29 protein-coding genes are annotated in these 24,379 nt (G+C 64.5%); 21 read left to right on the top strand and 8 right to left on the bottom strand.

What is annotated here, in order from left to right; all coding sequences use genetic code 11:
* Together ACIBG0_RS17020 and ACIBG0_RS17015 are read left to right on the top strand one after the other, a co-directional pair.
* A partial coding sequence (locus ACIBG0_RS17020; protein ID WP_397033394.1) for an integrase core domain-containing protein occupies positions 1–400 on the top strand: 400 nt, incomplete at its 5' end.
* A gap of 3 nt (positions 401–403) precedes the next feature.
* Positions 404–1,270: an SDR family oxidoreductase gene (locus ACIBG0_RS17015; RefSeq protein ID WP_397033392.1), complete on the top strand. Its 867-nt coding sequence runs from the start codon at positions 404–406 to the stop codon at positions 1,268–1,270.
* A 275-nt stretch (positions 1,271–1,545) separates the two neighbouring features.
* Here the strand turns inward: ACIBG0_RS17015 and ACIBG0_RS17010 are convergent, their stop codons facing one another.
* Together ACIBG0_RS17010 and ACIBG0_RS17005 are read right to left on the bottom strand one after the other, a co-directional pair.
* Positions 1,546–2,142 carry a helix-turn-helix transcriptional regulator gene (locus ACIBG0_RS17010; protein ID WP_397033390.1) on the bottom strand — a complete coding sequence of 199 codons (597 nt, stop codon included), beginning with the start codon at positions 2,140–2,142 and terminating at the stop codon, positions 1,546–1,548.
* Between the two features lie 612 nt (positions 2,143–2,754).
* On the bottom strand, positions 2,755–3,963 hold the full coding sequence (locus tag ACIBG0_RS17005) for a cytochrome P450 (RefSeq protein WP_397033388.1): 1,209 nt from the start codon (positions 3,961–3,963) through the stop codon (positions 2,755–2,757).
* Positions 3,964–4,291: 328 nt separating this feature from the next.
* On the opposite strand from ACIBG0_RS17005, the gene ACIBG0_RS17000 reads away from it, so the two are divergent.
* Both ACIBG0_RS17000 and ACIBG0_RS16995 read left to right on the top strand, forming a co-directional pair.
* A complete protein-coding gene (locus ACIBG0_RS17000; RefSeq protein ID WP_397033387.1) occupies positions 4,292–4,573 on the top strand; it encodes a hypothetical protein in 282 nt (93 codons plus the stop codon).
* Positions 4,501–4,689: a peptide deformylase gene (locus ACIBG0_RS16995; RefSeq protein WP_397033426.1), complete on the top strand. Its 189-nt coding sequence runs from the start codon at positions 4,501–4,503 to the stop codon at positions 4,687–4,689. The genes ACIBG0_RS17000 and ACIBG0_RS16995 overlap by 73 nt, the downstream gene beginning before the upstream one ends.
* 95 nt (positions 4,690–4,784) lie before the next feature.
* On the opposite strand, the gene ACIBG0_RS16990 is transcribed toward ACIBG0_RS16995, so the two are convergent.
* On the bottom strand, positions 4,785–4,997 hold the full coding sequence (locus ACIBG0_RS16990) for a DUF397 domain-containing protein (protein WP_397033424.1): 213 nt from the start codon (positions 4,995–4,997) through the stop codon (positions 4,785–4,787).
* Positions 4,987–6,072 carry a helix-turn-helix domain-containing protein gene (locus tag ACIBG0_RS16985; RefSeq protein ID WP_397033385.1) on the bottom strand — a complete coding sequence of 362 codons (1,086 nt, stop codon included), beginning with the start codon at positions 6,070–6,072 and terminating at the stop codon, positions 4,987–4,989. The genes ACIBG0_RS16990 and ACIBG0_RS16985 overlap by 11 nt, the downstream gene beginning before the upstream one ends.
* Before the next feature lie 53 nt (positions 6,073–6,125).
* On the opposite strand from ACIBG0_RS16985, the gene ACIBG0_RS16980 reads away from it, so the two are divergent.
* The 3 genes from ACIBG0_RS16980 to ACIBG0_RS16970 are packed head-to-tail and all read left to right on the top strand — an operon-like array spanning position 6,126 to position 7,088.
* The gene (locus ACIBG0_RS16980; protein ID WP_397033383.1) at positions 6,126–6,494 is read left to right on the top strand and encodes a hypothetical protein; all 369 of its coding nucleotides are present in this window, start codon (positions 6,126–6,128) and stop codon (positions 6,492–6,494) included.
* A complete protein-coding gene (locus tag ACIBG0_RS16975) occupies positions 6,494–6,823 on the top strand; it encodes a hypothetical protein (RefSeq protein WP_397033382.1) in 330 nt (109 codons plus the stop codon). The genes ACIBG0_RS16980 and ACIBG0_RS16975 overlap by 1 nt, the downstream gene beginning before the upstream one ends.
* A 10-nt stretch (positions 6,824–6,833) precedes the next feature.
* On the top strand, positions 6,834–7,088 hold the full coding sequence (locus ACIBG0_RS16970) for a hypothetical protein (RefSeq protein ID WP_397033381.1): 255 nt from the start codon (positions 6,834–6,836) through the stop codon (positions 7,086–7,088).
* 108 nt (positions 7,089–7,196) lie between these two features.
* Here ACIBG0_RS16970 and ACIBG0_RS16965 read toward each other — a convergent pair whose 3' ends face one another.
* A complete protein-coding gene (locus ACIBG0_RS16965; protein ID WP_397033380.1) occupies positions 7,197–7,499 on the bottom strand; it encodes a hypothetical protein in 303 nt (100 codons plus the stop codon).
* A gap of 189 nt (positions 7,500–7,688) precedes the next feature.
* Here ACIBG0_RS16965 and ACIBG0_RS16960 point away from each other — a divergent pair, with 189 nt between their 5' ends.
* From ACIBG0_RS16960 to ACIBG0_RS16940, 5 genes are all read left to right on the top strand, one after another.
* On the top strand, positions 7,689–8,954 hold the full coding sequence (locus ACIBG0_RS16960; RefSeq protein WP_397033379.1) for a glutamate-5-semialdehyde dehydrogenase: 1,266 nt from the start codon (positions 7,689–7,691) through the stop codon (positions 8,952–8,954).
* Positions 8,955–9,038: 84 nt separating this feature from the next.
* Positions 9,039–9,920 (top strand): AAA family ATPase, encoded by an 882-nt coding sequence (locus ACIBG0_RS16955; protein ID WP_397033377.1) that lies wholly within the window; start codon positions 9,039–9,041, stop codon positions 9,918–9,920.
* Positions 9,921–9,923: 3 nt separating this feature from the next.
* Positions 9,924–11,339, top strand: a complete 1,416-nt coding sequence (locus ACIBG0_RS16950; protein ID WP_397033375.1) for a VWA domain-containing protein — start codon at positions 9,924–9,926, stop codon at positions 11,337–11,339.
* Positions 11,340–11,430: 91 nt separating this feature from the next.
* Positions 11,431–13,284 carry an HSP90 family protein gene (locus ACIBG0_RS16945; protein WP_397033373.1) on the top strand — a complete coding sequence of 618 codons (1,854 nt, stop codon included), beginning with the start codon at positions 11,431–11,433 and terminating at the stop codon, positions 13,282–13,284.
* 1 nt (position 13,285) lies between these two features.
* A complete protein-coding gene (locus ACIBG0_RS16940) occupies positions 13,286–15,235 on the top strand; it encodes a hypothetical protein (protein ID WP_397033371.1) in 1,950 nt (649 codons plus the stop codon).
* Here ACIBG0_RS16940 and ACIBG0_RS16935 read toward each other — a convergent pair whose 3' ends face one another.
* Positions 15,236–15,667, bottom strand: coding sequence for a nuclear transport factor 2 family protein (locus tag ACIBG0_RS16935; protein ID WP_397033370.1), 432 nt, complete (start codon positions 15,665–15,667; stop codon positions 15,236–15,238).
* A 186-nt stretch (positions 15,668–15,853) separates the two neighbouring features.
* Here ACIBG0_RS16935 and ACIBG0_RS16930 point away from each other — a divergent pair, with 186 nt between their 5' ends.
* From ACIBG0_RS16930 to ACIBG0_RS16890, 9 genes are all read left to right on the top strand, one after another.
* Entirely contained in the window at positions 15,854–16,588 is a 735-nt protein-coding gene (locus tag ACIBG0_RS16930) for an RsiV family protein (protein ID WP_397033368.1), read from the top strand.
* A gap of 49 nt (positions 16,589–16,637) precedes the next feature.
* Entirely contained in the window at positions 16,638–17,324 is a 687-nt protein-coding gene (locus ACIBG0_RS16925) for an RsiV family protein (protein ID WP_397033366.1), read from the top strand.
* Positions 17,325–17,372: 48 nt separating this feature from the next.
* Positions 17,373–18,014 (top strand): nicotinate-nucleotide adenylyltransferase, encoded by a 642-nt coding sequence (nadD, locus tag ACIBG0_RS16920; protein ID WP_397033364.1) that lies wholly within the window; start codon positions 17,373–17,375, stop codon positions 18,012–18,014.
* A gap of 3 nt (positions 18,015–18,017) precedes the next feature.
* Positions 18,018–18,182 carry a hypothetical protein gene (locus ACIBG0_RS16915; RefSeq protein WP_397033362.1) on the top strand — a complete coding sequence of 55 codons (165 nt, stop codon included), beginning with the start codon at positions 18,018–18,020 and terminating at the stop codon, positions 18,180–18,182.
* A complete protein-coding gene (gene rsfS, locus ACIBG0_RS16910) occupies positions 18,179–18,616 on the top strand; it encodes a ribosome silencing factor (protein WP_397033361.1) in 438 nt (145 codons plus the stop codon). The genes ACIBG0_RS16915 and rsfS overlap by 4 nt, the downstream gene beginning before the upstream one ends.
* Positions 18,613–19,272 (top strand): histidine phosphatase family protein, encoded by a 660-nt coding sequence (locus ACIBG0_RS16905; protein ID WP_397033359.1) that lies wholly within the window; start codon positions 18,613–18,615, stop codon positions 19,270–19,272. Before rsfS ends, ACIBG0_RS16905 begins: the two co-directional genes overlap by 4 nt.
* 355 nt (positions 19,273–19,627) lie before the next feature.
* Positions 19,628–20,485 (top strand): diglucosylglycerate octanoyltransferase, encoded by an 858-nt coding sequence (octT, locus tag ACIBG0_RS16900; protein ID WP_397033422.1) that lies wholly within the window; start codon positions 19,628–19,630, stop codon positions 20,483–20,485.
* Between the two features lie 3 nt (positions 20,486–20,488).
* Positions 20,489–21,331, top strand: coding sequence for a DegV family protein (locus ACIBG0_RS16895; RefSeq protein WP_397033358.1), 843 nt, complete (start codon positions 20,489–20,491; stop codon positions 21,329–21,331).
* A 343-nt stretch (positions 21,332–21,674) separates the two neighbouring features.
* Positions 21,675–22,175: an HIT family protein gene (locus ACIBG0_RS16890; protein ID WP_397033357.1), complete on the top strand. Its 501-nt coding sequence runs from the start codon at positions 21,675–21,677 to the stop codon at positions 22,173–22,175.
* Positions 22,176–22,178: 3 nt separating this feature from the next.
* Here the strand turns inward: ACIBG0_RS16890 and thrS are convergent, their stop codons facing one another.
* Positions 22,179–23,381 (bottom strand): threonine--tRNA ligase, encoded by a 1,203-nt coding sequence (gene thrS, locus ACIBG0_RS16885; protein ID WP_397033355.1) that lies wholly within the window; start codon positions 23,379–23,381, stop codon positions 22,179–22,181.
* A 200-nt stretch (positions 23,382–23,581) separates the two neighbouring features.
* On the bottom strand, positions 23,582–24,337 hold the full coding sequence (locus tag ACIBG0_RS16880; protein WP_397033354.1) for an SDR family oxidoreductase: 756 nt from the start codon (positions 24,335–24,337) through the stop codon (positions 23,582–23,584).
* Positions 24,338–24,379 lie beyond the last annotated feature (42 nt).

The following is a 24,379-nucleotide window of genomic DNA, read 5'->3' as shown; positions in this document are numbered from 1 at the left end:
ATTCCGGTCGTGCACCGCCGATCAGCTGGTCGGTGTGCTCCACGAGATCATCGTGGCCACCGGGCGGAAGCCGACGCACATTCGCATGGACAACGACACCGAGATGACCGCACACGCGATGCGGGATTGGTGCCGGTTCACCGGGGTCGATGCCTCGTTCATCGATCCGGGATCGCCGTGGCAGAACGGTGTCTGCGAGTCGTTCAATGGGCGTTTCCGCGACGAATTCCTGTCCTGCGAGGTGTTTCATTCCCTGACCGAGGTGCGGGTCCTTGCCGAGGACTGGCGCATCGAGTACAACAGTTACCGGCCACACGGATCGCTGGGTTTCCTTACCCCGCAAGCATTCCGTGAGCAATGGGTACCGACCGAGTTCGAGCAGCAACTACAACTCGCATAGCCGGTGGACCTGCCATCGGGGCCCAGTCATTGCGTCGTAGTCACCGGAAGTACCCGCGGTCTCGGATTCGCTTTAGCCGATGCGTTTCTCGCGGCGGACTGCGCGGTCGTGGTATCGGGGCGAACCGAGAGCGCGGTCGGTGAATGCATCGAGAAGCTGCGCTCGACACACCCGAACTCAAGTGTCACGGGGGTCGCGGCCGACGTCGGCCGTATCGAGGACGTCGAAGGCCTATTCGCCACCGCCACAGCCACTTTCGGCCGCGTCGACCTGTGGATAAACAATGCCGGACTCGGCGGACACCCCGTACCTCTGGTCGAACTGACCGCGACGGAGATAGCCGACGTGGTAGCAGCGAATCTCACCGGCACCATGAACGGCTGCATCGTCGCGCTCGCCGGAATGCGCGAGCAGCAGACAGCCGGTCAGATCTTCAACACCGAGGGTTTCGGAAGTAACGGCGTGAAGCGCAACGGCATGGCCATCTACGGCGCCACCAAGCAGGCGATTCGATATTTCACCCGGTCCGTCGTCAAAGAGATCGCAGGCGGTCCGATCCGCGTCGGCACCATCATCCCCGGGATCGTCGTCAGCGACATGCTGGCGGAACAATACCGAGCCGCTTCACCTCGCAGACGCGACCTCTACTCGGCATTTGCCGACCTCCCCGAAACCATTGCGGCAGAACTAGTCCCACGGCTGCTCACGAACCAGGAACACGGCGCTGTCATTTCCTGGTTGTCCCCGACCGACATGGTCGGACGGATGCTTCGACCCAAGTACAAGAAGCGCGGACTCCTGGCGGCACTTGATGCTCCAACGGAGGACATCGAGCGCGTTGGCGGCGCTTCTGGTTCGACGAAGTCGTGAGTCGGCTGAGGGGCGACTTTCCGGAGCGATCGAAGCGTCTCTCGCAACCTGCTTAGCGGCCGTCTGGACATGCTGAGCACAGTCGTGGCGACGAGCAACCTTGTGGGTTTGGTCTCGGCTAGCATCGGTCGCCACGGCCGTCTACCTCGTGACCGGCGCCGCGGGTTTCATCGGCGCGAACTACGTGCACCGTTTGGGTGAGTGGGAGCCCGACGCCGACGTGGTGGCGGTGAAATTCCTCGGTTTCGCTGGCCATTTGGATTATCCACGTCCGATTAGGCTGGATGCGGTTCCTCAATGCCTGATGCCAGTCGATCGGTGAATTCCCTCGACCGGCGTTTCTGGAAGTCTCGCGGTGTTTCGCCGTATCGGGCCTTGAATACCTGGGAGAACCAGGTCTGGGTGAAACCACAACGTGCCGCCACCTCGCCGATAGTCGTGGTCTTCCCCGGTTGGGAGAGCAGGTCACGCGCGGCGCGCAGTGCCTCGTCCTGCCGCACCTGCCGGTAGGTGGTGCCGGTCTGCTGGAGGGCGAACCGCAACTGTCGAGGTGACCAGCCGAGAGCCGATGCCACTGCAGGCAGATGCAAGTCCCCGACACCGATGTGCTCTCGCACGTACTGGCGGACGGCTGCAGCGGTTTCGGTAAGGTGGCTTTGTTGCGGGCCCATATCGCCGAGCAACATCATGCACAGCAGCTCGATGATCCGATCGCAGACGGCGTTGAATTCCCAGTCCGTGAGGTTGGATTGCTCGGCATGCGTCTCTCGGATCAAGCTTTGCATGATCCGGCCCAGGCCGGATTCCATGTCGGGCGCCGTTCGCGGTAGTCCGGTGGACGACAGGCGATTATCGACATCCGTACGTGGCATGCGAACCGCGTTCACCACCATGCGTGGCATGTAGTACCGAAACGGCTGGTCTGGGTTTATCAGCAGCGAGCCACCAGGTGTAACACGTGTCACCGTGTCATTCGTTTCGAAGGTATGCACTCCCCCCACACCCCGCTGTGGCATAACGAACCAATAGTCGTTGCCGTCCTGCCGGGTGTGCGATGGAGTCCGCCATGCTAGACGCTCACCGCGTTGGTCGATGCACAGGAGGGTGTGAGCAGCCGTGTCCTGAACGGTGACACGGACCCACCAGTTGCGCGGATCACGAATCCGGGCAGTAGACCGTAGAAAGCCGTTGCTTACCGCCTCCCACTCGTCAGCGTCTTCCATAACAAGATCGGAATACATCATGATGATGCCTTGGCAGATGGGTCATTTGGAACTTTACTATTCAACATCGTTTCGGTGGCGCGTAGCCCGTCTGGCAGATTCCCGCCACTGGAGGGGACCAGCGGGAACCCGCGAACGATCTGTGTGGTTGGCGCTGGATTAGTACCGCCGCAGTCGCGGGAGTCACCCAGCGACTGCGGCGGAAACGGATGCATCAGGCCCCGACGAGCGCCGAACTCCCGCTGTGCCCGGGTTTCTGCACTAGGCGCTGGGTTCGAGCAGCACGGGAAGTTCGAGGGGCCCGGAGGTGATGAAATTCGGACTGTAGATCTGGGTGGGGTCACAAGCCAGGCGCAATCGCGGGAATCGGTTGAACAGCGTGGACAAGGCGATGTGGCTTTCCAGCCGGGCTAGATGAGCGCCGAGGCAGATATGCGGTCCCCGGCCGAACGCCAGCTGGTCTCGGTGATCGCGGTCGATGTCGAAGGTACCGGCGTCCGGATAGTGCTCCGGGTCCCGCCCGACGCCGCCATACCACCCCACCATGGATCCTGCGGGAATTTCTACGCCGGCGATAGTGACGTCTTGCAGCGCATACCGAGTGGGAATAACAACAGCCACCGGCGAGCGGAAGCGCAGCATCTCCTCCACGACGTCCTTCCACCGGTCTTCGGCCTGGGCTTTGGCGAGTTGCTCGGGATGGGTGCACAGCGTGACGACCGCGTTGCCGAGCAGGTGCACGGTGGTTTCGTGTCCGGCCATGAGGACCAACCACAACATGTTGACCAGTTCGTCGTCGGTCAAACCGTTCTCTATATTGGCCTCCAGCAGGGCGGAGGTGAGGTCGTCGCCGGGTGTGCGCCGTTTGCGGTCGAGGAGTTCGGCGAGGTAGCCGAGCATGCCTGCCATTGCGGCCTGAATCTCGTCGCCGGTGCTCAGATGCGACATGACTGTGGAAGCCCAGATCCGGAATTGTGGTTGTTCCGATGCCGGTACACCGAACAGTTCGCCGATCACCCGAACCGGCAGGGGGGTGGTGTAATTGGAGACGATATCGATCTCGGCGTTGCGGTCGGGAAGATCGTCGATGAGCTCGGTGGCCATCTGCTGGATTCTGGGCTCGAGCGCGGCGACTCTGCGGGGGGTGAACGCCTGGCTGATCGTTTTCCGCAGCCGTCGATGATCGTCGCCGTCCTTGCTGATCATGTGGTCGATATCGGTGAGTGCGCGCAAGGGCCAGTCGGCTGGAATCGTACCGTCCTGCAACGCAGGACAGTTGCGCGGATTCTTGCTGAACACGGTGCCGTCACCGGCGAGGACTTCGCTCACCGCTTTGTGGCTCACCGCGACCCAGGCCACGACATTGCCGGGCAGTTCGATCGGAACGATCGGACCACGCCGGCCGATCCTGTCGAAGGTATCGACAATCAACTCTCCAGCGGTAGGCAGCTGAGCGACGGGCTCGGTCATGTTGTCTCCCAATGGTGCGTTCGTCACACGGACAGGGCTGACGTGTGCCCGCCCAGTGTCGGCCGCAGCCGCACACCGAACGAACGGAACCAGGAATCGCTGCCTCACAATGAAACTGCGAGCGCATACGAACATACACATTCCGAAACCCTCGCTGATCGACCTGACTCCCCGTATTCGAGTCGACGCGCAGCGGAGAACCCGCCCGCCCTGGCGATCGAAGCGTTGTGCGCGCCGACTCGTGGGCAAGGGTGCTTCGTTGCCGCATTGGGTGCGCGCCAGCGCGATTGAACACGGTTCCGCGATCGGGATCCCGCATGGTCAAGCTGTGTTCATCCGGTCCAGCGTCGAGGACCGCGACATCGGCACGGGTCGTTTGCTCAATCAGCGAGCCGCCGCCATCGTGCGCACCCTCGACGGAGACACCATCACCCTGTTCAACCCGCGCATCGTCGAATCCTGTGCAGCCGAAGACGAACAGCACGGGGGATGCCTGAGCTTCTTCGACCTGCGCGGACGCGTACCACGTGACTATCGATCACCGTCGAGCACACCTACATCGACGGCACGACCCGGATCACCGAATTCGAACGAGGCGTCGCACGCCTGATCGCCCACGAAATCGGCCACCTCAACGGACAGCTCTACCTCGACCATATGCGCCCAGGAGTCGAACCAATACCCGTCGAGAAATACCGTGCCACTGGCAAGAACTGGACCTATTGAATCGCCAGGCTTCGTGCCTAGGGCTGAAACGATAACGACCCCAATCCGTTACATGTGAGATTGGGGCCTTTATTCGTGGTTGATAAGAATAATCGTCAGGCGGTGGGCCGGATGAACTCACCGTCTTTGACGCCTGCGGTGAAGGCGTCCCAATCGCTGGGCGTGAAGATCAATGCCGGGCCGGTTGGGGTTTTCGAGTCTCGGACGCCGACCCGGCCTTCGTCGAGCCAGGCCACCTCGACGCATTGGGCGCCGCTTTCGCTGTAGCTGCTCTTGAACCACGTCACCCTGGATAGGTCAACGTTCACCACGCTCGTGCTCCTTCGCCACCTGCCGCAGCAGGCTTCTGCTTTCTACCTCGCCTAGACAGGTGTCCTCGATGGCTGTAGCAAGGTCGACATAGTGCTGAACTTCATCGGGCTTTTCGAGGTACACATCCTGAGCAGCTCCGCCTTCTATGAATACCACGGTGGGTTCGACGGGTTCCCTTGTGGCGGTTCGGTCGAAGTCGAGGATGATGAACGAGCCGCGAGGTATTCCCCACGTAAGCCCCGCACTGTACGGCTGTATTCGCAAGGTGATGTTGGGCCGTTTCGACATCTCTGCGAGGTGCCTCAGCTGAGCAGCCATGATTTTCGGGTTGCCGATCACCCGGTACAGCACCGAAACGTGTAGCAGAACGTTCAGGTGGACAGGATTCGTTCTACGAGTGACGAGGGCTTGTCGTTTCATTCGATGTTCGACGCGCCGGTCAACATCTTCGGGACTGGTGAATCCAGGGAACGCCGCGATGATCGCCCGTGCGTAGTCACTGGTCTGGAGGAGGCCGGGAATCGTTTGCTCATGGTAGGTGGTCAGCCGCCGCGCAGCCGCTTCGAGCCCGACGTACATGCTGAAGGCGGTGCTGAACAGACCGCCGTATACGTGATACCAACTCTTGGCTCGGGCCTGGGTCGCGAGATCGACTGCGGCGCGGGTGTCTTCGCGTCCAACGTCGTACACCTCGCATAGCGCCTGCACATCCTGCCTCTGGACCTTCTGAATCTGTCCGGTCTCGATGCGTTGCAGCACGGCTCGCGATAGGTCGACCAATTTCGCGGCTTCGGCGATGGTGAATCCGGTTGCTTCGCGACGCTCGCGAAGGAATCGTCCGAGCTGGCGGCGCGGCAGGGTTGACGATGGGCCATCCTCTTCGATGCTGGTCACGGGGGTCTCCTGGAATCGAGTCATGTCGGATCGGAAACTGAGCCTGTTTTCATCGCGGAACCGAGTCTCGTTCTGGCGCTTTGGAGCAATCGCAATCGAGTTCTCGTTTCTGCTGGCCGCGAGCAGTTGCTGATGCTGTGCTGTGGACGGCGTTCGAGATGAGAACTGATGAGGCACGAGAACTGCTCGGCCGCCACCCACCGTAATCCATCGACCGAAGGGGCGGAGCGATGACGAACAATCAAGTGGCAGAACCGGATACCAGGCGATTCGACACGCCGAAGGCTGTCGGATTCGTGCGCGGTGACGTGTCCGGGCTCGCCGCACCCCGGCACGCGAGCGCAGTAATGCGGCACGCCCAGCTACTGGGCTATCAATACGTGTACACGATACGGCCGCCGCAGGACACCCTCGATCCGATCGGGTACGCCCTCGGCATCGCATCCGGGCTCGGTGTGGCAGCGATAGTGGTCTACGACCTGGCGCAGGTCGATGATCAACCGGCGCGGGTCTGTGAGGACTTCGATCTCGAAACAGTTTGTCCCGCAACCACATGGACGAGGGTTGCGCACCCGACCGTTGAGACGGGAGCGGCGTGATGGGGGAGGACACGATCCTGGCACCGCCGAGTGTTTGCGGGTATGCCGATGTCGAGTTGGCGCACGAGCAGATGCGCACGCATCGCGGGTGTCGGATCGGGCGGTGTGTGTGGAAGGCGGCGGCGTATTACACGCTGGTTGACGCTGGTCGCCTTGTGCCGCAGTCGTTGACGCCGCGTGAGCGTGCTGCCGCTCGTGGGCTCGAGTTCCCACCGCTCGATAGCCAGGTGCATGTGGGCGGTGGGCCGAGGTTGCGAACCCTGCGGGAGGTGCTGGACAAACTCACCGAACTAACGCTGCCGGGCGCGGATGGCGGTGGCCACGGGTAGTCGGTCCGGGATGAGCGAGCATCGCACCGAGGTGGACGGTTGGCAGGCGATCTGGCGTATCGACCGTTGCTGCATTCGAATGATGTTGGTGCGCAATCTATCCGAATCGGAAACGCTGATATCGATGTCGAGCGTAGACGTCGCGCCGGATCTGGTGCAGGTTCGTGAGCGGTTCCCGGAACTGTCGCGGTTGTGGGACGCGGTACGGCACGAATATTGGGTTGAATCCCTTGGCCCCGGGAGCAACGGCGCACGATCTGACTGACCGGCATCGATCATGCGGATGGCCCGCACCGGACGTAGGTCGGAACCAGGCTGCCCTTGCGATCGCGACTGAATTCACCGATGAGGCTGCGGACGAATGTCGAAGACCTTATGCCGCAGCGTATCCGGTGAATTCCTGCGCGGTCACCGTGATCATGCGGCCACACATTGCCTTGACCGCCGTGCGAAAGTTGGGTTTACCACTGGGCGGTAGCGGCATCGACCACCTGCTCGAACCATCTCCAGCGTCGATCGCGTGCACAGTGGTGCCGTCGGTAAGGATGAGATGGCGTGCGTCGGTGATGCCGTCGTAGCGTGCGGTGTTCGCGAACGGCGTCGGCTGCTGCCAGAGTCCGTCCAACCAGCGCGCTACGCCGGGATTCGCCGGATCCGGATACCGCCCCGGTGTCATCGCTTGCGCTGGGCGCTGGGTCTGCGAGATCCGGACTGCACGATGAGCAGGACGAGGCCGACGCCCAGTCCGACGAGCACCAGCGCCACGATCAAGAGCAGTAGGAGTGCCATGCGGCAAGTATGGGAGGGGCCGCCGGTCCGGGCCGTGGCTGGAACCGCTCTCGCACCGGTCAGTAGGCTGTTACCCATGACGGCTGGAACCACGACCGAGCAGGATATCCGCGAGACGGTGCATGATGCCGCGCGCAAGGCTCGGGTGGCTTCGCGGGTGCTCGCACAACTGACCACCGCGCAGAAGAACGAGGCGCTGCATGCGGCCGCCGATGCGTTGCTCGCGGCGGCCGATACCGTGCTCGCCGCCAATGCCGAGGACATCGCGACCGCGCAGGCGGCGGGGACCGAGGAGTCCCTGCTGGACCGGCTGCGGCTGACGAAGGCGCGCATCGACGGCATCGCGTCCGGGCTGCGCCAGGTGGCCGGATTGCCCGATCCGGTCGGCGTGGTCGTGCGCGGGTCGACGCTGCCGAATGGGCTGGAGATCCGTCAGGTCCGGGTGCCGCTCGGCGTGGTGGGCATGGTCTACGAGGCCCGCCCGAATGTCACCGTCGACGCATTCGGCCTCACGCTCAAGTCCGGCAATGCGGCGCTGCTGCGTGGCTCGTCCTCGGCCGCGCACTCCAATGCCGCACTCGTCACTGTGCTGCGGGAAGCCCTTGTCGCACTGGACATTCCGGCGGATGCGGTGCAGCTGCTGCCCAGCCACGATCGCGCCAGTGTGACCCATCTGATCCAGGCTCGCGGCTTGGTGGACGTGGTCATCCCGCGCGGCGGGGCGGGGCTGATCAATGCGGTGGTCCGCGATGCTCAGGTGCCCACCATCGAGACCGGTACCGGCAACTGCCACGTCTACGTGCACGAAGCCGCCGATCTGGAGATGGCCGAGCAGATCCTGATCAATGCCAAGACCCGTCGCCCGAGCGTGTGCAATACCGCCGAGACGGTGCTCATCGATGACGCGATCGCCACCACCGCGGTGCCCCGGCTGATCGAGGCGCTGGAACGCAACGGCGTCACCGTGCACGGCGACCTGCCCGGCCTGGTGCCCGCCAACGATCAGGACTGGGGCGAGGAGTACCTCACCCTCGATATCGCGCTCAAGGTCGTCAAGAATCTCGACGAGGCCGTCGAGCACATCAACACCTGGGGTACCGGCCACACGGAGGCCATCGTCACCGGTGAGCTGGCCGCGGCCCGCGAATTCACCAACCGCGTCGATGCCGCCGCCGTCATGGTGAACGCGTCGACCGCCTTCACCGACGGTGAGCAGTTCGGCTTCGGCGCGGAGATCGGCATCTCCACCCAGAAGTTGCACGCCCGCGGCCCGATGGCGCTGCCGGAGCTGACCTCCACCAAGTGGATCGTCTGGGGTGACGGCCAGATCCGGCCGGTCTAGATTTCGTTCGGTGTAAGAACCGCCGAGCGCTTGCTTCGGGCGCTCCCGTAGCGTGAGGGATGGGTTTCGATGGAAGGACGCTACGTGGGTACCGAAAGCGCAGTGCAGGAGCCGATCTTCACCTCGGTCGACGATGTGATCGAACGGCTCGCCACGACCGGGTACCTGGCCGATAAGGCGACGGCGACCTCGGTATTCCTGGCCGATCGGCTCGGTAAGCCGCTGTTGATCGAGGGCCCGGCCGGTGTCGGCAAGACCGAACTGGCCAGGGCGGTCGCGCAGACCGCGGATGCCGAGCTGGTGCGTCTGCAGTGCTACGAGGGCGTCGACGAGGCCCGCGCGCTCTACGAGTGGAATCACGCCAAGCAGATTCTGCGGATCCAGGCCTCCAGCGAGAACGACTGGGAAGAGACCAAGGCCGACGTCTTCACCGAGGAATTCCTACTGTCGCGCCCACTGTTGACCGCGATCCGCCGGGCCGATCCGACCGTGCTGCTCATCGATGAGACCGATAAGGCCGATGTCGAGATCGAGGGTCTGCTGCTCGAGGTGCTCAGTGATTTCGCGGTGACGGTGCCGGAACTCGGCACCATTACCGCCAGCCGCAAGCCGTTCGTGGTGCTGACCTCCAATGCCACCCGCGAACTGTCCGAAGCGCTCAAGCGCCGCTGCCTCTATCTGCACCTGGACTTTCCGGATGAGGAACTCGAGCGCCGCATCCTGGCCAGTCGAGTGCCGGAGCTGTCCGCCTCGGTCGCCGCGCAGTTGGTGCGGATCGTGCACGTGCTGCGCGGCATGCAGCTGAAGAAGCTGCCGAGCGTCGCGGAGTCGATCGACTGGGGACGCACCCTGCTCGCACTGGGTCTGCAGGACCTCGACGACACCACCGTGCGCGCTACCCTCGGCGTCGTGCTCAAACACCGGGCCGACCACCAGCGCGCGCTGGCCGAGCTGAAGCTGGCCTGAGCCATGGCGGCCGGATCGCAGCCCACACTGGATGCGCCGCACGGGATTTCGGGACACCTCGTCGGTTTCGTCGATGCATTGCGGGCGCACGGCATTCCGGTCGGTCCTTCGGAGACGGTGGACGCGGGCCGTGTGGTGTCGGTATTGGATCTGCTGGATCGCGAGGTCGTGCGCGAAGGTCTGGCCTGCTCGCTACTGCGCCGCACCGCCCATCGCAGCACCTTCGACGGCCTGTTCGATCTGTGGTTCCCCGCCGCCGTCGGTGCGCGCAGCAGTACCGCGGATGATCCGGAGATTCCGCGCACGCCGTCCGGCGAGATCGACGTTCCCGCGCTGCGTGGACTGCTCGCGGCCCTGCTGGCCAGGCAGGATTCGACACAGCAGCAGGAAATGATCGCCGCGCAGCTGGTCGAACAACTCGGGCAGTACGAATCCTCGCGCGGTCCGTCCTTCTCGGCATACCGAACGTTGCGCGAGGTACAGCCGGAGACGCTGCTGGCCAGGATTCTCCAGGGTTTGGCTGTCGGACCCGATACCAGCGAATTCGATGCCGAGATCGCCCGCCGCGTCGGTCGCCAGCGCATCGCCGGATTCCGCGCCATTGTGGAGGCGGAAACGCATCGGCGGGTCGCCGAGAATATCGGCAGGGAGCGCGTCGCGAGCTATGCCGTCTCCCGGCAGGTGGAGGACGTCGATTTCCTGCGCGCTTCGGAAACCGAACTCGCGGAGATGCGGCGCGGCACGCAGCGATTGGCCCGAATCCTGGCGTCCCGACTCGCCGTGCGGCGCAGGCATGCTCGTCGCGGTGAGATAGATCTGCGCAAGACGCTGCGCAAATCCATGTCGACCGGTGGCGTGCCCATCGACCTGGTCAATCGCAAACCGCGACCGGGCCGCCCCGAGCTGGTGCTGCTCTGCGATGTGTCCGGCTCGGTGGCCGGATTCAGCAACTTCACGCTCTTGCTGGTCAATTCGCTGCGCGAACAGTTTTCCCGGGTGCGGATATTCGCCTTCGTGGACCGGACCGATGAGGTGACCCGGTTCTTCGATCCGCACACCCAGCTGGACCAGTCCATGGCCCGCATTTTCACCGAGGGCAAGGTGGTCGGCCTCGACGGGCACTCCGACTACGGGCATGCGCTGTCTACCTTCGTCGAGCAGTGGCCCGATGCGGTGACCTCCCGCAGCTCGCTGCTCATACTCGGCGATGCCCGCACCAATTACCGCGATCCGGAACTGACTACGCTGCGCGAGCTGGTGCACACCGCCAAGCACGCGCATTGGCTCAATCCGGAGAAGGAAAACAACTGGGGCACCGGCGATTCCGCCGCTGACAGGTATCGCGAAGTGATCGAGATGCACGAGTGCCGCTCGGCCAAACAGTTGACCGCGGTGGTGTCGCGGCTGCTGCCGGTGTGACGCGATTGTGACCGAACTCATTATCGGTCGCCGTTAACACCATCAGCATTCGTTAAGGGAACTATTGGCGCTGCGCACCAGGATTCGCTCCATGGTGAACAACGCGCCGGTCGGGTCCGGCCGCAGCGGTAGTGGGGATTATTCGTTTCAGGTCGATCTGCGCGGAATCGTCGATCTGCTCTCGCATCATTTGTATTCCAGTCCGCGGGTCTATATTCGTGAGCTACTGCAGAACGCGGTCGACGCCGTCACCGCGCGCAGGCAGCACGATGCGTTGGCGCCCAGCCCTATTCGGCTGGTTATCGACGAATCGGGGTTGCGGATAATCGATCACGGTATCGGTCTCACCGAGGCGGACGTGCACCGCTTCCTCGCCACCATCGGGCATTCGTCGAAGCGTGACGATATCGAGGGTGCGCGGCGAGAGTTCCTCGGGCAGTTCGGCATCGGGCTGCTGGCGTGTTTCACCGTGGCCGAGACGATCCGTGTGGTCACCCGTTCGGCCATCGACCCGGATGCCCCGCCGGTCGAATGGCTGGCCGCCGCCGATGGCACATACTCGCTACGTCTACTCGATCCGGCAGTACAGCAAGAGCCGGGCACCGCGGTGTACCTCACGCCGCGAGCGGGTGCGCGGGAGTGGTTCACGCCGGGGCGGGTGTTGGACCTGGTTCGCGATTATGGATCACTGCTGCCCTACGAAGTGACGGTCGAGGCGAATGGTGCCGGGCTGCGCGCCACCGATGGTCCTGCGGTATGGCGGCGCAGCTATGCATCTGTGGCGCGGCGGCGCGCGGCGCTATTCGAATACGGTGAGCGCGTCCTCGGTTTCACACCGCTGGATGTGATCGATCTCGATGCCGAATTGGCGGGGGTCAGCGGGGTCGCCTTCGTGCTGTCGCAACCGGGAAATCCTGCCGAAAGCAGTGCGCACCGGGTGTATCTCAAGGGCATGCTGCTCGGTGACGCGGTGCGCGGACTGCTGCCGGACTGGGCCTTTTTCCTACGCTGCGTCATCGACACCGATAGTCTGCGCCCGACCGCCTCGCGTGAGGGCCTCTACGAAGACGAACGCCTCGCCATCGTCCGCGACAGCCTCGGTGACCGAATCCGCGACTGGCTCACCGAAATCGCCGCCGAACAGCCCGAACGGCTGGCCGCATTCCTGTCCGTGCACGCACTCGGTGTCAAGGACATGGCGCGGCATTCGCCGGACATGTTGCGGATCATGCTGCCGCACTTGCTGTTCGAGACGACCGACGGCCGGGTTCCGTTGACCGAATTCGCACGCAACCATCCGAGCATGCGGGTGACGGCGACGGTGGAGGAGTTCCGTCAGGTCGCCGCCACTGCGGCCGCGCAGGGCATCGGTGTCGTCAACGGTGGCTATACCTACGATGCGGAACTCGTCGCGCTGCTGCCGACGATCCTGCCCGGCGTCACCGTGACCGAGCTGGACGCGGCTGCTGTCACCGCCGCCCTCGACCTGGTGGATCCGGCCGAAGAGCTGTTGTTGGCTCCGGTGCTCGCCGCAGCGCGCACCGCACTCGATCCGCTGTCCTGCGATGTGATTCTGCGTGCGTTCCATCCGGTGTCGGTGCCCGCACTGCATCTGGACAGTCGCGGCGCGCGCAATGAACGAGCACGCGTCGAGACCACCGTCGGCGCGGACGAGCTCTGGACCGAAATCCTCGGCGCGCTGGCGGCGAGCGCACCCCGTGCGCAATTGGTGTTGAACCACAACAGTCCGATTGTCCGACGATTGAGCCGGATCGACGACCCAGCCTTCCTGCGAACCGCCGTCGAATCGCTGTACGGCCAAGCGTTATTGATGACACACCGGCCACTGCGACCGGCCGATACCGCGTTGCTCAATCGCGCATTCGGCGAATTCCTCAGCTGGGCGACCCGACGTGCGGCGGGCGAGACCGCGCAGGAGGCCTGAAATGGAAACCTCCGAGATCGAGTCGGCGCTGGCGCAGAGTCGCTCGCTGCCGCACGGACGCGGCCGCACCGAACGCCTGGAAATGCTCGCCGCCGCGGCGAAGTCGGGTTCGGACCGGGCACTGGAGGGCAGTGTCCTGTTGGAGCTGGCCCAGGCGTATACCTATGCGGGCGAACGCGATCTGGCACCGGTCGCCTACGGCAGGCTGCTGCGGATCTACGACGACTATCCGGCCGAACTCGGTGCGATGACGCATTCGGTGCATTGGTATCTGAAATGGCTGACCTGGGGTCTGATCGAGAATCCCGCAGTGCCACTGCAGACCACCTACCGTTGGCTCGACGAGCTCGAAAGTCGCTACCGGCAGCGGGGATACAGCGCACGCCCAGTGCTCGCACTGCGCTCCGAACTGGCGCGCGATCTGGGTCAGCACGATGTGGCGGCCGAACTGCTGGACGCGGCGCGTGCGGCACCACACGACAGCATGTCCGATTGCGACGCCTGTGAACGCAACCAATGGGGTGCGAACTATGCGCTGGCCGGTGACGACGAGTCCGCGCTGGAGAGCTGGCGTCCGGTTATCGACGGTGCGCGCAGCTGCACCGAGGAGCCGCATCGGGTGCTCGGGCAGGCCCTGCTGCCGATGTTGCGTACCGGGCGCACCGCCGAGGCCCGAAGTGCGCACTTTACGGGTTATCCACTGGTGCGCCATCTTCCGGATCTGCGGCGTACGGTCGGCGAGCACATCGAATTCTGCGCACTGACCGGGAATGAGGCGCGTGGTCTGGAGATGGTGGCCGAGCATGCGACGTGGCTGACCGATCCCGGCGCGGATGCCGCCATTCGGTTGGCCTTCATATCGGGAGTGTGCGTGCTGTTGCGGCGGCTGAGCGAGTTGGATCTCGGTGCACTGGCGGTCGGTGCGGGGACGGTGGATTCGGTTCGTGCCGAGCTGAGTGTAGAAATCGGCGAGCTCACCGCACGCTACGACGCACGCAATGGAAATGCGGTGGTCAGCGAGCGGGTCGCGGCCCGGCTCGCGCAACAGCCGCTTGTCGACCAGCTCCCACTCGGTATGCGAAACACTGTGCCGCGCAAGGTTTCCGCCATAATTCCGGCAACTACCGCCACCGCCCAGGAACAAGCCGAGGACGCACTGCAGCTGGCCGAACTGGCCGCAGTACGTCTGGTCGACTATCCGAAGGATGCCGAAGAATATTTGCGCCAAGCGCTTTCGATCGGTGCGAGCGCGCTGCCCGCCGAACATCTCGCCCGCCTGAGTTCCCAGCTCGTCATGGTGCTATCCGGCCAGCCCGGCCGCGAATACGAACTGGCCGATGCGGCACTCACCGCCGCCGCACGCTGGGAACCGATCTCGCCCGCGGACGCCATACATCTCACCTTCGTCGCCGCTCGCGCCTGCCATCGGGCGGGACGGCATGGGGAGGCGGCCGCCCTGTTCGAACAGCCGCTCGCGGCCGGAGAACAGCCGTACCCGCCCGCCGAAATGGCGATCGTGCGCCGCCAATACGGTGAATCCCTGCGCAAGCTCAACCGATTCCGGGACGCGGCAAAGCAATTCGTCGAAGCGGCGCGTCTGGTCCACAACGACCCCGACCGCGTCGAACTCGAAGCCGAACTCGCCTGGTCGGCGGCCGCGGTCCTGGACTACTGCGGCGAAGACGAACAAGCGGTGGTCGCCTTCCTCCGCGCCGCCAACCTCTGGGCGACCCTCGACCGCATCGGTCCCCGAGCCAAATGCCTGCGCTCCGCGGCCTGGCTACAGCTCTATGGCGCCGGTATGGAATCCGACCGCCCCTGGCTAACGACCATGCGTGATCTGCTCACGGAATTGGAAAGCCTGGCCGAAACGTCCCCATCACCGGAGGTAACCACCGAACTACTCAATACCCGCACCCAACTCGCCGATATGCAACGCGACGAGGACTGATCACCCAACGAGTCCCCCGAGCAAAGCCTCGACCTGGTCGAAAGCAATGGCACCGGCGAGCGGATTCGAGTAGCTGCGAGTCGAGACGATCAACCCGTCACGCACCCGGGAGACGTTGATGATCAGCAGGTCGAACCGCTTGCCGGTGGCCAACACCGTTCCGTTGATCCGATACTCGGCGATGACGACCTCGGGATCGGCTGTCTCGTGAATGCGGACATCATCGACGGAATCGAAGCGCTGAATGCGAGCGCCCTCCACCAGGTGAGCTCGAAACGCCTCGCGCCCGACTTCGGGATGCTTCGCGCCCGGCGGCAGAAACGGCAATTCGAACACCGCATCGGCGGCATACACATCGGCCATCTCCGGCGTCGGGCCGCCAGCGGTCAGGGCCAGCAGGCGTTCGATGGTCTCACGAGGGGTGATGGACATGGCATACTCCCATTCAACGGCTAACCGGGGCGCTTCCCCCGTTTCAATATACGGGGCGTACGACCCGGTTGTCCGGCGGTGCTGCTTCGGGCATTCGCCGAACGATAAGAAATCTGTTAGGTGGCATCGACATTGTTGGTGATGACACCGAGAACGGCTCGGTGCGTTGTCGATTCGGAGCTCCGAATGAAGAAGACCGCTGCTGTTATCGGTGCGCTGGCCAGCGCCGCAGTACTCACGGCCTGTGGGCCGGACGGGTCGCCGACGACCGGGGGAGCGACCTCGTCCACGGCGGCCGCGTCGACGACCATTGCCGGCTCGCCTCGGGCCGAAACCTTCAGCGCGACAACGCTTCATCTCGAGGGCATGGGCTACAAGATCGACGTGCCTCAGGTGGGCGGTGGAAAGGCCGATGCCAGAACCGAATTCAACGATGTGATGCGGGCTGGGGCGCAGGAGTGGCTCGATCGGATCAACCGGCCGGGCGATTCGGTCACCGGCGGTGACAGCCAGGTCGTCCGCATCGGTTCGCAGGTGCTCAGCGGACATCTGGTTGTCGTTATGTACTCCGAAGGGGCAGCGCACCCGAACAGCAACGACTTCGCGCACGTCACCAATATCGCTACCGGCAAGGCCATCACCCTGCCCGACCTGTTCACCGATCTGCAGCAGGGCCTGAACGCGCTCTCGACGCAGGCCGATGCCCAGGTACAGCAGAACCCGAGGGCGACCGGGTATAGCAAGAGTCTGCTCACCCCGGTCGCCGAGCATTTCCACACCTGGGTGGCCACGCCCGAGGGCATGCGGATCTATCTCGGCGAAATCGCCTCGCACGCCGCGGGCAATATCGATGTCACCGTGCCGTGGTCCGCGCTGGACGGCGTGCTGAAGCCGGGGATGCGCGCGATCGTCAGCAGCTGACGCGGTGGTACCTTCTCGGGCACGAACGCGAGCTATTCGGGGAGGCCCAATGAGGAAGTCCGCTGCCGCTGTCCTGGTCAGCGTCCTGTTCGCCGTTCTCACGGCGTGTGGGTCCGCCGACCGGGCCGTCGCACCAGCGGCACCGGCCTTCACCGCGACCTCGATTCGGCTCGAGGGCCCCTGGTACTCCTTCGACCTGCCGCAGGTCGAAGGCGGCACCGACGCTGCGCGCACCGACTTCAACGAAGGCTTGCGCGCCGAGTTGGATCCGTTCCTCCGGAGCGCAGCGCAGGACCGGGCGGTCAAAGGATTCAACAGCGAGGTCGCCCATATCGGCCGCCATGTGCTCAGCGGTGTGCTCGGCATCGAGGTCGAGGTCGACGGCGGCAAGCTGCATCCGACCACCTTCAAGCGCACTCATGTGACCGATATCGACGACGGTAAGGCGCTCACGCTGCCGGATCTGTTCACCGATCTGCAGCGGGGGCTCGAGCGGCTGTCGGAGCAGGCGGCGGTGCAGGTACCCAAGTCCCGCGTCGGCACCAACCCCTACGACAAGCAGCGCATCGCACCGGCGGTGGAGAACTTCAAGGACTGGCTGGCCACGCCCGGCGGTCTGCGGGTCTACCTCGGGGAGATCGCCTCGCATGCGCTGGGCTATATCGACATCACGATCCCGTGGTCCGAACTGGACGCAATGCTGAAGCCGGGTCTGCGGGCAGTCGTCAGCAGTTGACCGTCCGGCCCCGGCTCGGACCGAACCGACCGGTTAAGCTCGGCTCTCATGCAGGAGAACGGGCGGCGTCGACGCAAGCTGGGGGTGATGGGTGGCACATTCGACCCCATCCACCACGGCCACCTCGTCGCCGCCAGCGAGGTCGCGAACCGATTCGAACTGGACGAGGTGATCTTCGTCCCGACCGGACAGCCGTGGCAGAAGGCCGACAGGCAGGTCAGCGCGGCCGAGGATCGCTACCTCATGACGGTGATCGCGACCGCCTCCAACCCCCGATTCTCGGTCAGCCGCGCCGATATCGACCGGGGAAAGGTCACCTACACCGTCGACACCCTGCGCGAGATGCGCACCAAGCATCCCGATGCGGAGCTGTACTTCATCACCGGAGCTGACGCGCTCGCCAACATCCTGACGTGGCAGGATTGGGCGGAGTTGTTCGAACTGGCGAAATTCGTCGGGGTGAGCCGACCGGGGTATGAGCTGAACACCGATCATCTCGAGGAGCATCTGCGTGACCTGCCGGTCGATGCGGTGACCATGATCGAAATCCCAGCGTTGGCGATCTCGTCGAGTGAATGCCGTCGCCGCGCCGCCGAGAACCGGCCGGTGTGGTACCTCGTGCCCGACGGCGTCGTGCAGTACATATCGAAGCGGCATTTATATGTGCCCGTAGGAGTGGAAGGTAGTTGAGGCGTGAGCGAGCGCAGCGAGCGAACCAATAACGGAGCCGCTGATGCGGTCATGCCGGAGCTGAGCGGCAGCGAGGCGCGGGCCGCGAGGGAGCGGAGCGAGGGAGCTGAAGACACAGTCGCATTTGCGGTCATACCGGAGCTGAGCGGCAGCGAGGCGCAGGTATGAGCGCATCTGTCGAGTCCGTGGAGATGGCGCAGGTTGCCGCGCGCGCGGCGGACGAGAAGCTGGCTACCGACGTTGTGGTGCTCGACGTGTCCGAACAGTTGGTGATCACCGACTGCTTCGTGATCGCCTCCGCGCCGAACGAGCGTCAGGTCAATGCCATCGTCGACAATGTCGAGGAGAAACTGCGCGCGGCCGGGCATAAGCCGGTTCGGCGTGAGGGCACCCGCGAGGGTCGGTGGGCACTGCTGGATTACGTCGACGTCGTCGTGCACATCCAGCACAATGATGAGCGCAATTTCTATGCGCTGGAACGGCTCTGGAAGGATTGCCCGGTGGTTCCGGTGGAAGGGATCGAAGCCGGGACCGAGGTGTTCAAGCACACGGAGTCCGAGGGTGTCGCGGTGCGTGGTGAAGCGGGGGAAGAACGCGAGTGAGTAAGTATGCCGGCGTCCGCACGCTGATCCTGCTGCGGCACGGGCAGACCGAATGGAATGCCGTCGATCGAATGCAGGGGCAGATCGACACCGATCTCACCGAGCTGGGTCGTCGTCAGGCGAAAGAGGCAGCGCGCGAACTGGTTTCGCGCAATGCGATCGCCATCGTCTCCTCCGATCTGCGGCGCGCCTTCGATACTGCCACGGCACTGGCCGACCACACCGGTCTTCCGGTCGTCCCCGATCCGCGGCTGCGTGAGACCAACCTCGGGGACTGGGAGGGGTTGACCCATCTCGAGGTCGACGCCGACTACCCGGGCGCGCGGGTGGCGTGGCGCTTGGATGCGGCCTATACCCCGCCCAGCGGTGAGAGCAAACTCGAGGTGGGCGCACGGTCACTACCGGTTGTTCGGGAATTGTTCGCCGAGCGGCAGGATTGGCCGGGCCGGACTATCATCCTGGTGGCGCACGGCGGGCTGATCGCCGCCCTCACGGCCGCGCTGCTCGACCTGCCGCCGCGGAACTGGCCTGCCCTGGGAGGGCTGGCCAATACCAGCTGGGTGCAGCTGAGCAGTCACGGTCCGAGCATTGATCAGCCCGGTTGGCGCCTGGATGTGTGGAACGCAGCGGCGAAGGTGGCCCCGGATGTCCTCTGAAGAACCGGTTCGGCAGGTACCGGATGAATTGTTCCGTCGGGTTTCGGCGAAACCCGAACGGGCGATCCCGGACGCGCTATTCGGACCTCCCCCGGTGAAGAACGCCGAGGCGGAGGAACCGTCCGACGCGCAGACGTCCGAATCCGACAGTGATGAATCGGTCGCCGAGTCCGGAGAAGGTAACGAGGAGCCCGCCGCATCCGCGCCCGAATTCGGAACCGGTGTGGAGCCAGCGGAACCGGCGAGTGAGCCACCGGAAGGTGTCGCGGCAGTATCCGATCGGGATATCGCAGCGTCGACCGATGAGTCGGTGATCGGCGTTGCTCCCACAAACGAGTCCATAGCAATGGAATCCATGCTCGATGACACGGTCGCGGGTTCGGCGAGCGGTGACGAGTCCACTGCCACAGTGGATTCGGTGGTCGATGATTCCGAACCCGCGCTCGAATCGGTTATCGGTGACGCGGTTTCGGCCGCCGCGGCGGAACCGGCTTCGACCGAGGTATCGGATCGGCCGGTGCTGTTGGTGATCGCGGACTCGCTGTCCTACTTCGGTCCCAAGGGCGGCCTGCCCGCAGACCATCCGAAGATCTGGCCGAACCTGGTCGGCGCCGAACTCGATTGGGATGTCGAGCTCATCGGGCGGATCGGCTGGACCTGCCGCGACGCCTACTGGGCGCTGATCGGCGATCCCCGGGTCTGGGCCGCGGTGCCGCGCGCGGCCGCGGTCGTCTTCGCGGTCGGTGGCATGGACACCTTGCCCTCACCGCTGCCGACCGCGCTGCGTGAATTGATCCGCTATGTGCGCCCGCCCATGCTGCGTCGCGGGGTCCGCGGCACCTACAACTGGCTGCAGCCGAAGTTGTCGAAACTCGGTCGCCCCGTGGCATTGCCGCCGAAGGTGAGTGTGGACTACCTGGAGCAGTCGCGCGAGGCGCTGGTTCAGCTGCGTCCGGATCTGCCGGTCGTGGCGGTGCTGCCGTCGGTGCACAACTGTGCCGCCTACGGGCATGTGCACAGCGGCCGCGAGCGTGCCGTCGAGGCGCTGCGCGCATGGTCGGCCGAGACCTCCGTCCCGCTGGTCGATCTCGGTGAAGCGGTGCGCGAGGACATCTTCTCCGGAGACGCGAATCCCGATGGCATTCATTGGGGCTGGGCCGGACATACCGCGGTGGCGAATGCGATGGTGAAGACCTTGCAGGAGGTTCGGTAGTCCGTGGCCGTCGTGGTGGTCACCGATTCGTCCGCCAGCATCCCTGCTGAACTCGTCGGTGAGTTGGACATTGCCGTTGTCCCGCTGCATGTTCTGGTCGGCGACCGCACCATTCGCGAAGGCGTCGACGCCATCGATATCGACTACGGCTCGGATACCGTGACGACCTCGGCGGCCTCACCCGGTGAGTTGCGCGCGGTCTACGAGCAAGCGCTGGCGCGCAGTAATGGGGACGGCGTTGTCGCGGTACATCTTTCGCGTCAACTCTCCGGCACCTGGGAGGCGGGACGGCAGGCGATCCGCGATATGGACGCCGCCGATCAGGTCCGGCTGGTCGATTCACTCGGCGCTGGTCTTGCCACCGGTCTGCCGGTGCTCGCCGCCGCGCGCCGCGCCCGCGGTGGCGCGACATTGAATGTCGTCTACGACACCGCTGTCGCGGCGGCCAGCCGATCACGAACCTTCGTCCTGGTGAATCGCACCGAACAATTGCGTCGCGGCGGCCGATTGAGCAGCGCCGCAGCATTTTTCGGCAGCGAACTGGTCAGCAAACCGCTGCTGCAGATCGTCGAGGGCCGTCTGGAACTGCGCGAAAAGGTGCGTACTCGCTCCAAGGCCTACGCCAAACTCGTTGCGGCAGTGGTGGATGCGGCCGGCGACGATGGCGCCGCTTTCGCCGTACAACACCTGGGTGCCGAGGACGCCGCGAATGCCGTCGCCACCCAACTGCGTGAATTGGTACCCGGTATTCGTGAACTGATCATCGCGGAATTCGGGCCGACCCTTGGCGTTCACCTCGGCGTCGGTGCGGTCGGTGTGTTGGTCGTCCCGGGCGGCTGCGCCTGATCGGCTACGGTCCAGCACTCGCGTGTGTGCCGCATCTCCGGTCGAATGGCGTGGTTGGCGTAATAATTTCTGCGTGATCGCAACCCCTTCGGTCGGCACCGCAGGTGACTAACGTCGCGGCATGACGAGTTCCACAACTCCGATCAATCCGCCGCTGACCGTCGAATCGGTCGAGTGGAAACATCCGGACGCGGTGATCCCGCGCGACGAGATGGCCACCGAGGCTCTGAACTGACCGCCGATGCCACGATCCACAATGTGCGGCGGCGCCAGGCGGCACCGCCCGACCCGACCTCGTCAGCGGGATAACCTCAAGTGCCGCAACGGTGCTCGGCGATATCGAATGGCTTGGCGGAGCTTCGATATCGAGGCAGCGCACGGAAACTACGGTGTGGATGAGGGCAACGAATGTCCGATCTGTGATAAGCATCGGGGGATCGGCGCGCTGGTCGGTCCGGTGATCTACGCGGACGAGCTGGTATTGGTGACGCATCGACCGCTCACCGAGGGCACACCGGTGCCGGGCTACCTCTTCGTGGAAACCCGGCGGCACGCACCGACATTATCGACCTTGACCGACGCCGAGGCGCGGGCCGTTGGCTGGGCGGCCCGCCGCGCCGCGCACGCGTTATATGTCGAGCTGGCACCGCAATTCGTCTTCTCCGCGATTACCGGACTGAGTGTCGCCCACTTCCATCAGCACGTATTCGCTCGTCCGCACGGCACCCCCGCCTCGGTGCCGTGGTCGAACGCCGATGCGTGGCCCGATGCGCCACATGTCGATGCGTGCGCACTCGGTGAACTGTGCGATCGCTTGGCGATCCACTTCGTCACCGAGCACTGAAGGTCACAGCTCGGTGCTGTGTGCGGCGATGAGTTCGGTTATGCGGGACAGCAATTCGTCGGCAGGTAGTGGATCGAGGCGTTGTCCGTCCCGAAGCCGCACCGCGACAAGGTCATTCGCGGCCTCCTTCGGACCTATCACAACGTGATAGGGGATCAGGCGAGATGCGCGAATGCGCGCGCCGAGACTGCCCTGATCCGCGATTTCGGCGCGCAATCCCAGTTCGAGACAGCGTTCGACGAGCGCTTCGGCGTGCGCCGCCTCGGCCGCCGAAACCGGCAGGACGATCACCTGGGTCGGGGCCAGCCAGGCCGGGAACGCACCGCCGTGCACCTCGACCAGGTGCGCGACGGCCCGCTCGACACTGCCGATAATGCTGCGATGCACCATGACCGGGCGGTGCTTGGCACTGTCCGCACCGATGTAGTGCAGGTCGAATTGCTCCGGTTGATGGAAGTCGACCTGCACGGTGGAGAGGGTGAATTCGCGGCCCGCGCTGTCGGTGAACTGGATATCGATTTTGGGGCCATAGAACGCGGCCTCGCCCTCGGCCGCTTCATACGACAGGCCGGTGCGGTCGAGTACATCGGTGAGCATGGTGATCGATTGCTCCCAGAGACGCGGGGCCGCAACGTATTTCCCGCCAGGTCCGGGCAATGACAGCCGGTATCGAGTGGGACGGGTGCCCATGGCCGCGTGGGCAGATCGGATCAGTTCCAGCGCGCCCGAGACCTCCTCGGCGACCTGATCCTCGGTGCAGAAGATGTGCGCGTCATTGAGCTGGATCGCGCGGACACGGGTGAGTCCGCCGAGTACGCCGGAGAGTTCGGACCGATACATCCCGCCCAATTCCGCCATCCGCAAAGGCAATTCGCGGTAGCTGTGCGAGCGGGAACGATACATCACCGCGTGATGTGGGCACAGGCTCGGGCGCAGCACCACTTGTTCGCCGCCCAACTGCATCGGCGGGAACATGTCGTCGCGGTAATGTGCCCAGTGCCCGGATATTTCGTAGAGCTCCCGCTTTCCGAGCACCGGTGAGTACACGTGCCGGTACCCGGCCCGGCGTTCGGCGGTGCGGATGAATTCCTCTAGTTCGTGGCGCACTGTGGCGCCGTCGGGCAGCCAGTAGGGCAGGCCGGATCCGATGAGCGGGTCGGTGTCGAACAGGCCGAGTTCGCGGCCGAGTTTGCGGTGGTCGTGCATGGATCTCCTCGCGGACGGCGGGCGAGTGACCACAAGACGAAGCCCCGGGCACTCGCCCGGGGCTTTCGATCAGGACAGGAATCAGCGCGCCGGGACGGTCTCCGGCGTCGTCGTCGCAGCAGCGCGCTTCATGTGTGCCACGGTAGCAGAACGGTCATGGGGCTGGCACGTCATTGCTTTCTGCGGTCGTGCAAGGGGATTCACACCTGCTCGGCGAGGAAGTCCTCCCAGGTGAGCTTGCCGACCATCGCGCCATCGAGGGTCAGATTCTCCTTCGCGCGATACGCGCGCCCAACTTTGCCCGGCACCGGAACCGGCAGGAACAACCGTCGCTTACCTGCGGCTTTCAGGTAGCCGCGGATCAACTCGGCCATCGTGTACACCGTCGGCCCGACCAGATCGGGCACCCACCCGGCTGGTGCGCCACCCGCTAGCTCCACGAGTCGCGCGGCGACCTCCCGCGAATCGACCGGCTGCCACAGCACCGCGCCGGGCGCGGGGACGATCGGGCTCTTCGCCATGGCTTGTGCGGTCTTCAGGGCGAGGTCGTGGAACTGGGCCGCGCGCAGGATGGTGTACGGGACGCCGGATTCGATAATTGCCTGTTCGGCGCCGAACTTGGCCCTGAAGTAACCGATCGGCAGCTTTTCGGCGCCGACCACGCTGATGTAGACGATGTGCCGCACCCCGGCCTTGGCGGCGGCATCGACCAGGTGCCGGGTCGCGACGTCGTCACCCTTAGGGCCGCCCGCGAGGTGCAGGATGATCTCCGCGCCCTCGACCGCCTTCTCGACGCCGGTGCCTTCGAACAGATCTCCGGTCACGAATTCGATGCCGTCGGTCGATTCGTGCGCATTGCGGCTGAGCATGCGAATCTTGAAACCGGCTTCTACCAGCAGCGGTGTCACGTGGCGGCCCAATGTGCCGGTGCCGCCGGTCAGCAGGATGGTCGTCATGGTTCCTCCGAAGTTCGCATGTGCTGGTCTCTACCGGGATGA

The sequence above is a fragment of the Nocardia sp. NPDC050630 genome (assembly GCF_044457245.1).
Taxonomy (GTDB): Bacteria; Actinomycetota; Actinomycetes; order Mycobacteriales; family Mycobacteriaceae; genus Nocardia.
This window is presented reverse-complemented; position numbering and strand designations above follow the sequence as displayed.

Coding starts and splice junctions, on each gene's coding strand:
- ACIBG0_RS16930 (WP_397033368.1), top strand. CDS start 15,854: ATGAAGAAGACCGCTGCTGTTATCGGTGCGCTGGCCAGCGCCGCAGTA.
- ACIBG0_RS16880 (WP_397033354.1), bottom strand. CDS start 24,337: ATGACGACCATCCTGCTGACCGGCGGCACCGGCACATTGGGCCGCCAC.
- ACIBG0_RS16970 (WP_397033381.1), top strand. CDS start 6,834: ATGAGCGAGCATCGCACCGAGGTGGACGGTTGGCAGGCGATCTGGCGT.
- ACIBG0_RS16940 (WP_397033371.1), top strand. CDS start 13,286: ATGGAAACCTCCGAGATCGAGTCGGCGCTGGCGCAGAGTCGCTCGCTG.
- ACIBG0_RS16965 (WP_397033380.1), bottom strand. CDS start 7,499: ATGACACCGGGGCGGTATCCGGATCCGGCGAATCCCGGCGTAGCGCGC.
- thrS (WP_397033355.1), bottom strand. CDS start 23,381: ATGCACGACCACCGCAAACTCGGCCGCGAACTCGGCCTGTTCGACACC.
- ACIBG0_RS16950 (WP_397033375.1), top strand. CDS start 9,924: ATGGCGGCCGGATCGCAGCCCACACTGGATGCGCCGCACGGGATTTCG.
- rsfS (WP_397033361.1), top strand. CDS start 18,179: ATGAGCGCATCTGTCGAGTCCGTGGAGATGGCGCAGGTTGCCGCGCGC.
- ACIBG0_RS17005 (WP_397033388.1), bottom strand. CDS start 3,963: ATGACCGAGCCCGTCGCTCAGCTGCCTACCGCTGGAGAGTTGATTGTC.
- ACIBG0_RS16890 (WP_397033357.1), top strand. CDS start 21,675: ATGGCTTGGCGGAGCTTCGATATCGAGGCAGCGCACGGAAACTACGGT.
- ACIBG0_RS16980 (WP_397033383.1), top strand. CDS start 6,126: ATGACGAACAATCAAGTGGCAGAACCGGATACCAGGCGATTCGACACG.
- ACIBG0_RS16945 (WP_397033373.1), top strand. CDS start 11,431: ATGGTGAACAACGCGCCGGTCGGGTCCGGCCGCAGCGGTAGTGGGGAT.
- ACIBG0_RS16975 (WP_397033382.1), top strand. CDS start 6,494: ATGGGGGAGGACACGATCCTGGCACCGCCGAGTGTTTGCGGGTATGCC.
- ACIBG0_RS17010 (WP_397033390.1), bottom strand. CDS start 2,142: ATGCCACGTACGGATGTCGATAATCGCCTGTCGTCCACCGGACTACCG.
- ACIBG0_RS16960 (WP_397033379.1), top strand. CDS start 7,689: ATGACGGCTGGAACCACGACCGAGCAGGATATCCGCGAGACGGTGCAT.
- ACIBG0_RS16935 (WP_397033370.1), bottom strand. CDS start 15,667: ATGTCCATCACCCCTCGTGAGACCATCGAACGCCTGCTGGCCCTGACC.
- ACIBG0_RS16925 (WP_397033366.1), top strand. CDS start 16,638: ATGAGGAAGTCCGCTGCCGCTGTCCTGGTCAGCGTCCTGTTCGCCGTT.
- octT (WP_397033422.1), top strand. CDS start 19,628: ATGCTCGATGACACGGTCGCGGGTTCGGCGAGCGGTGACGAGTCCACT.
- nadD (WP_397033364.1), top strand. CDS start 17,373: ATGCAGGAGAACGGGCGGCGTCGACGCAAGCTGGGGGTGATGGGTGGC.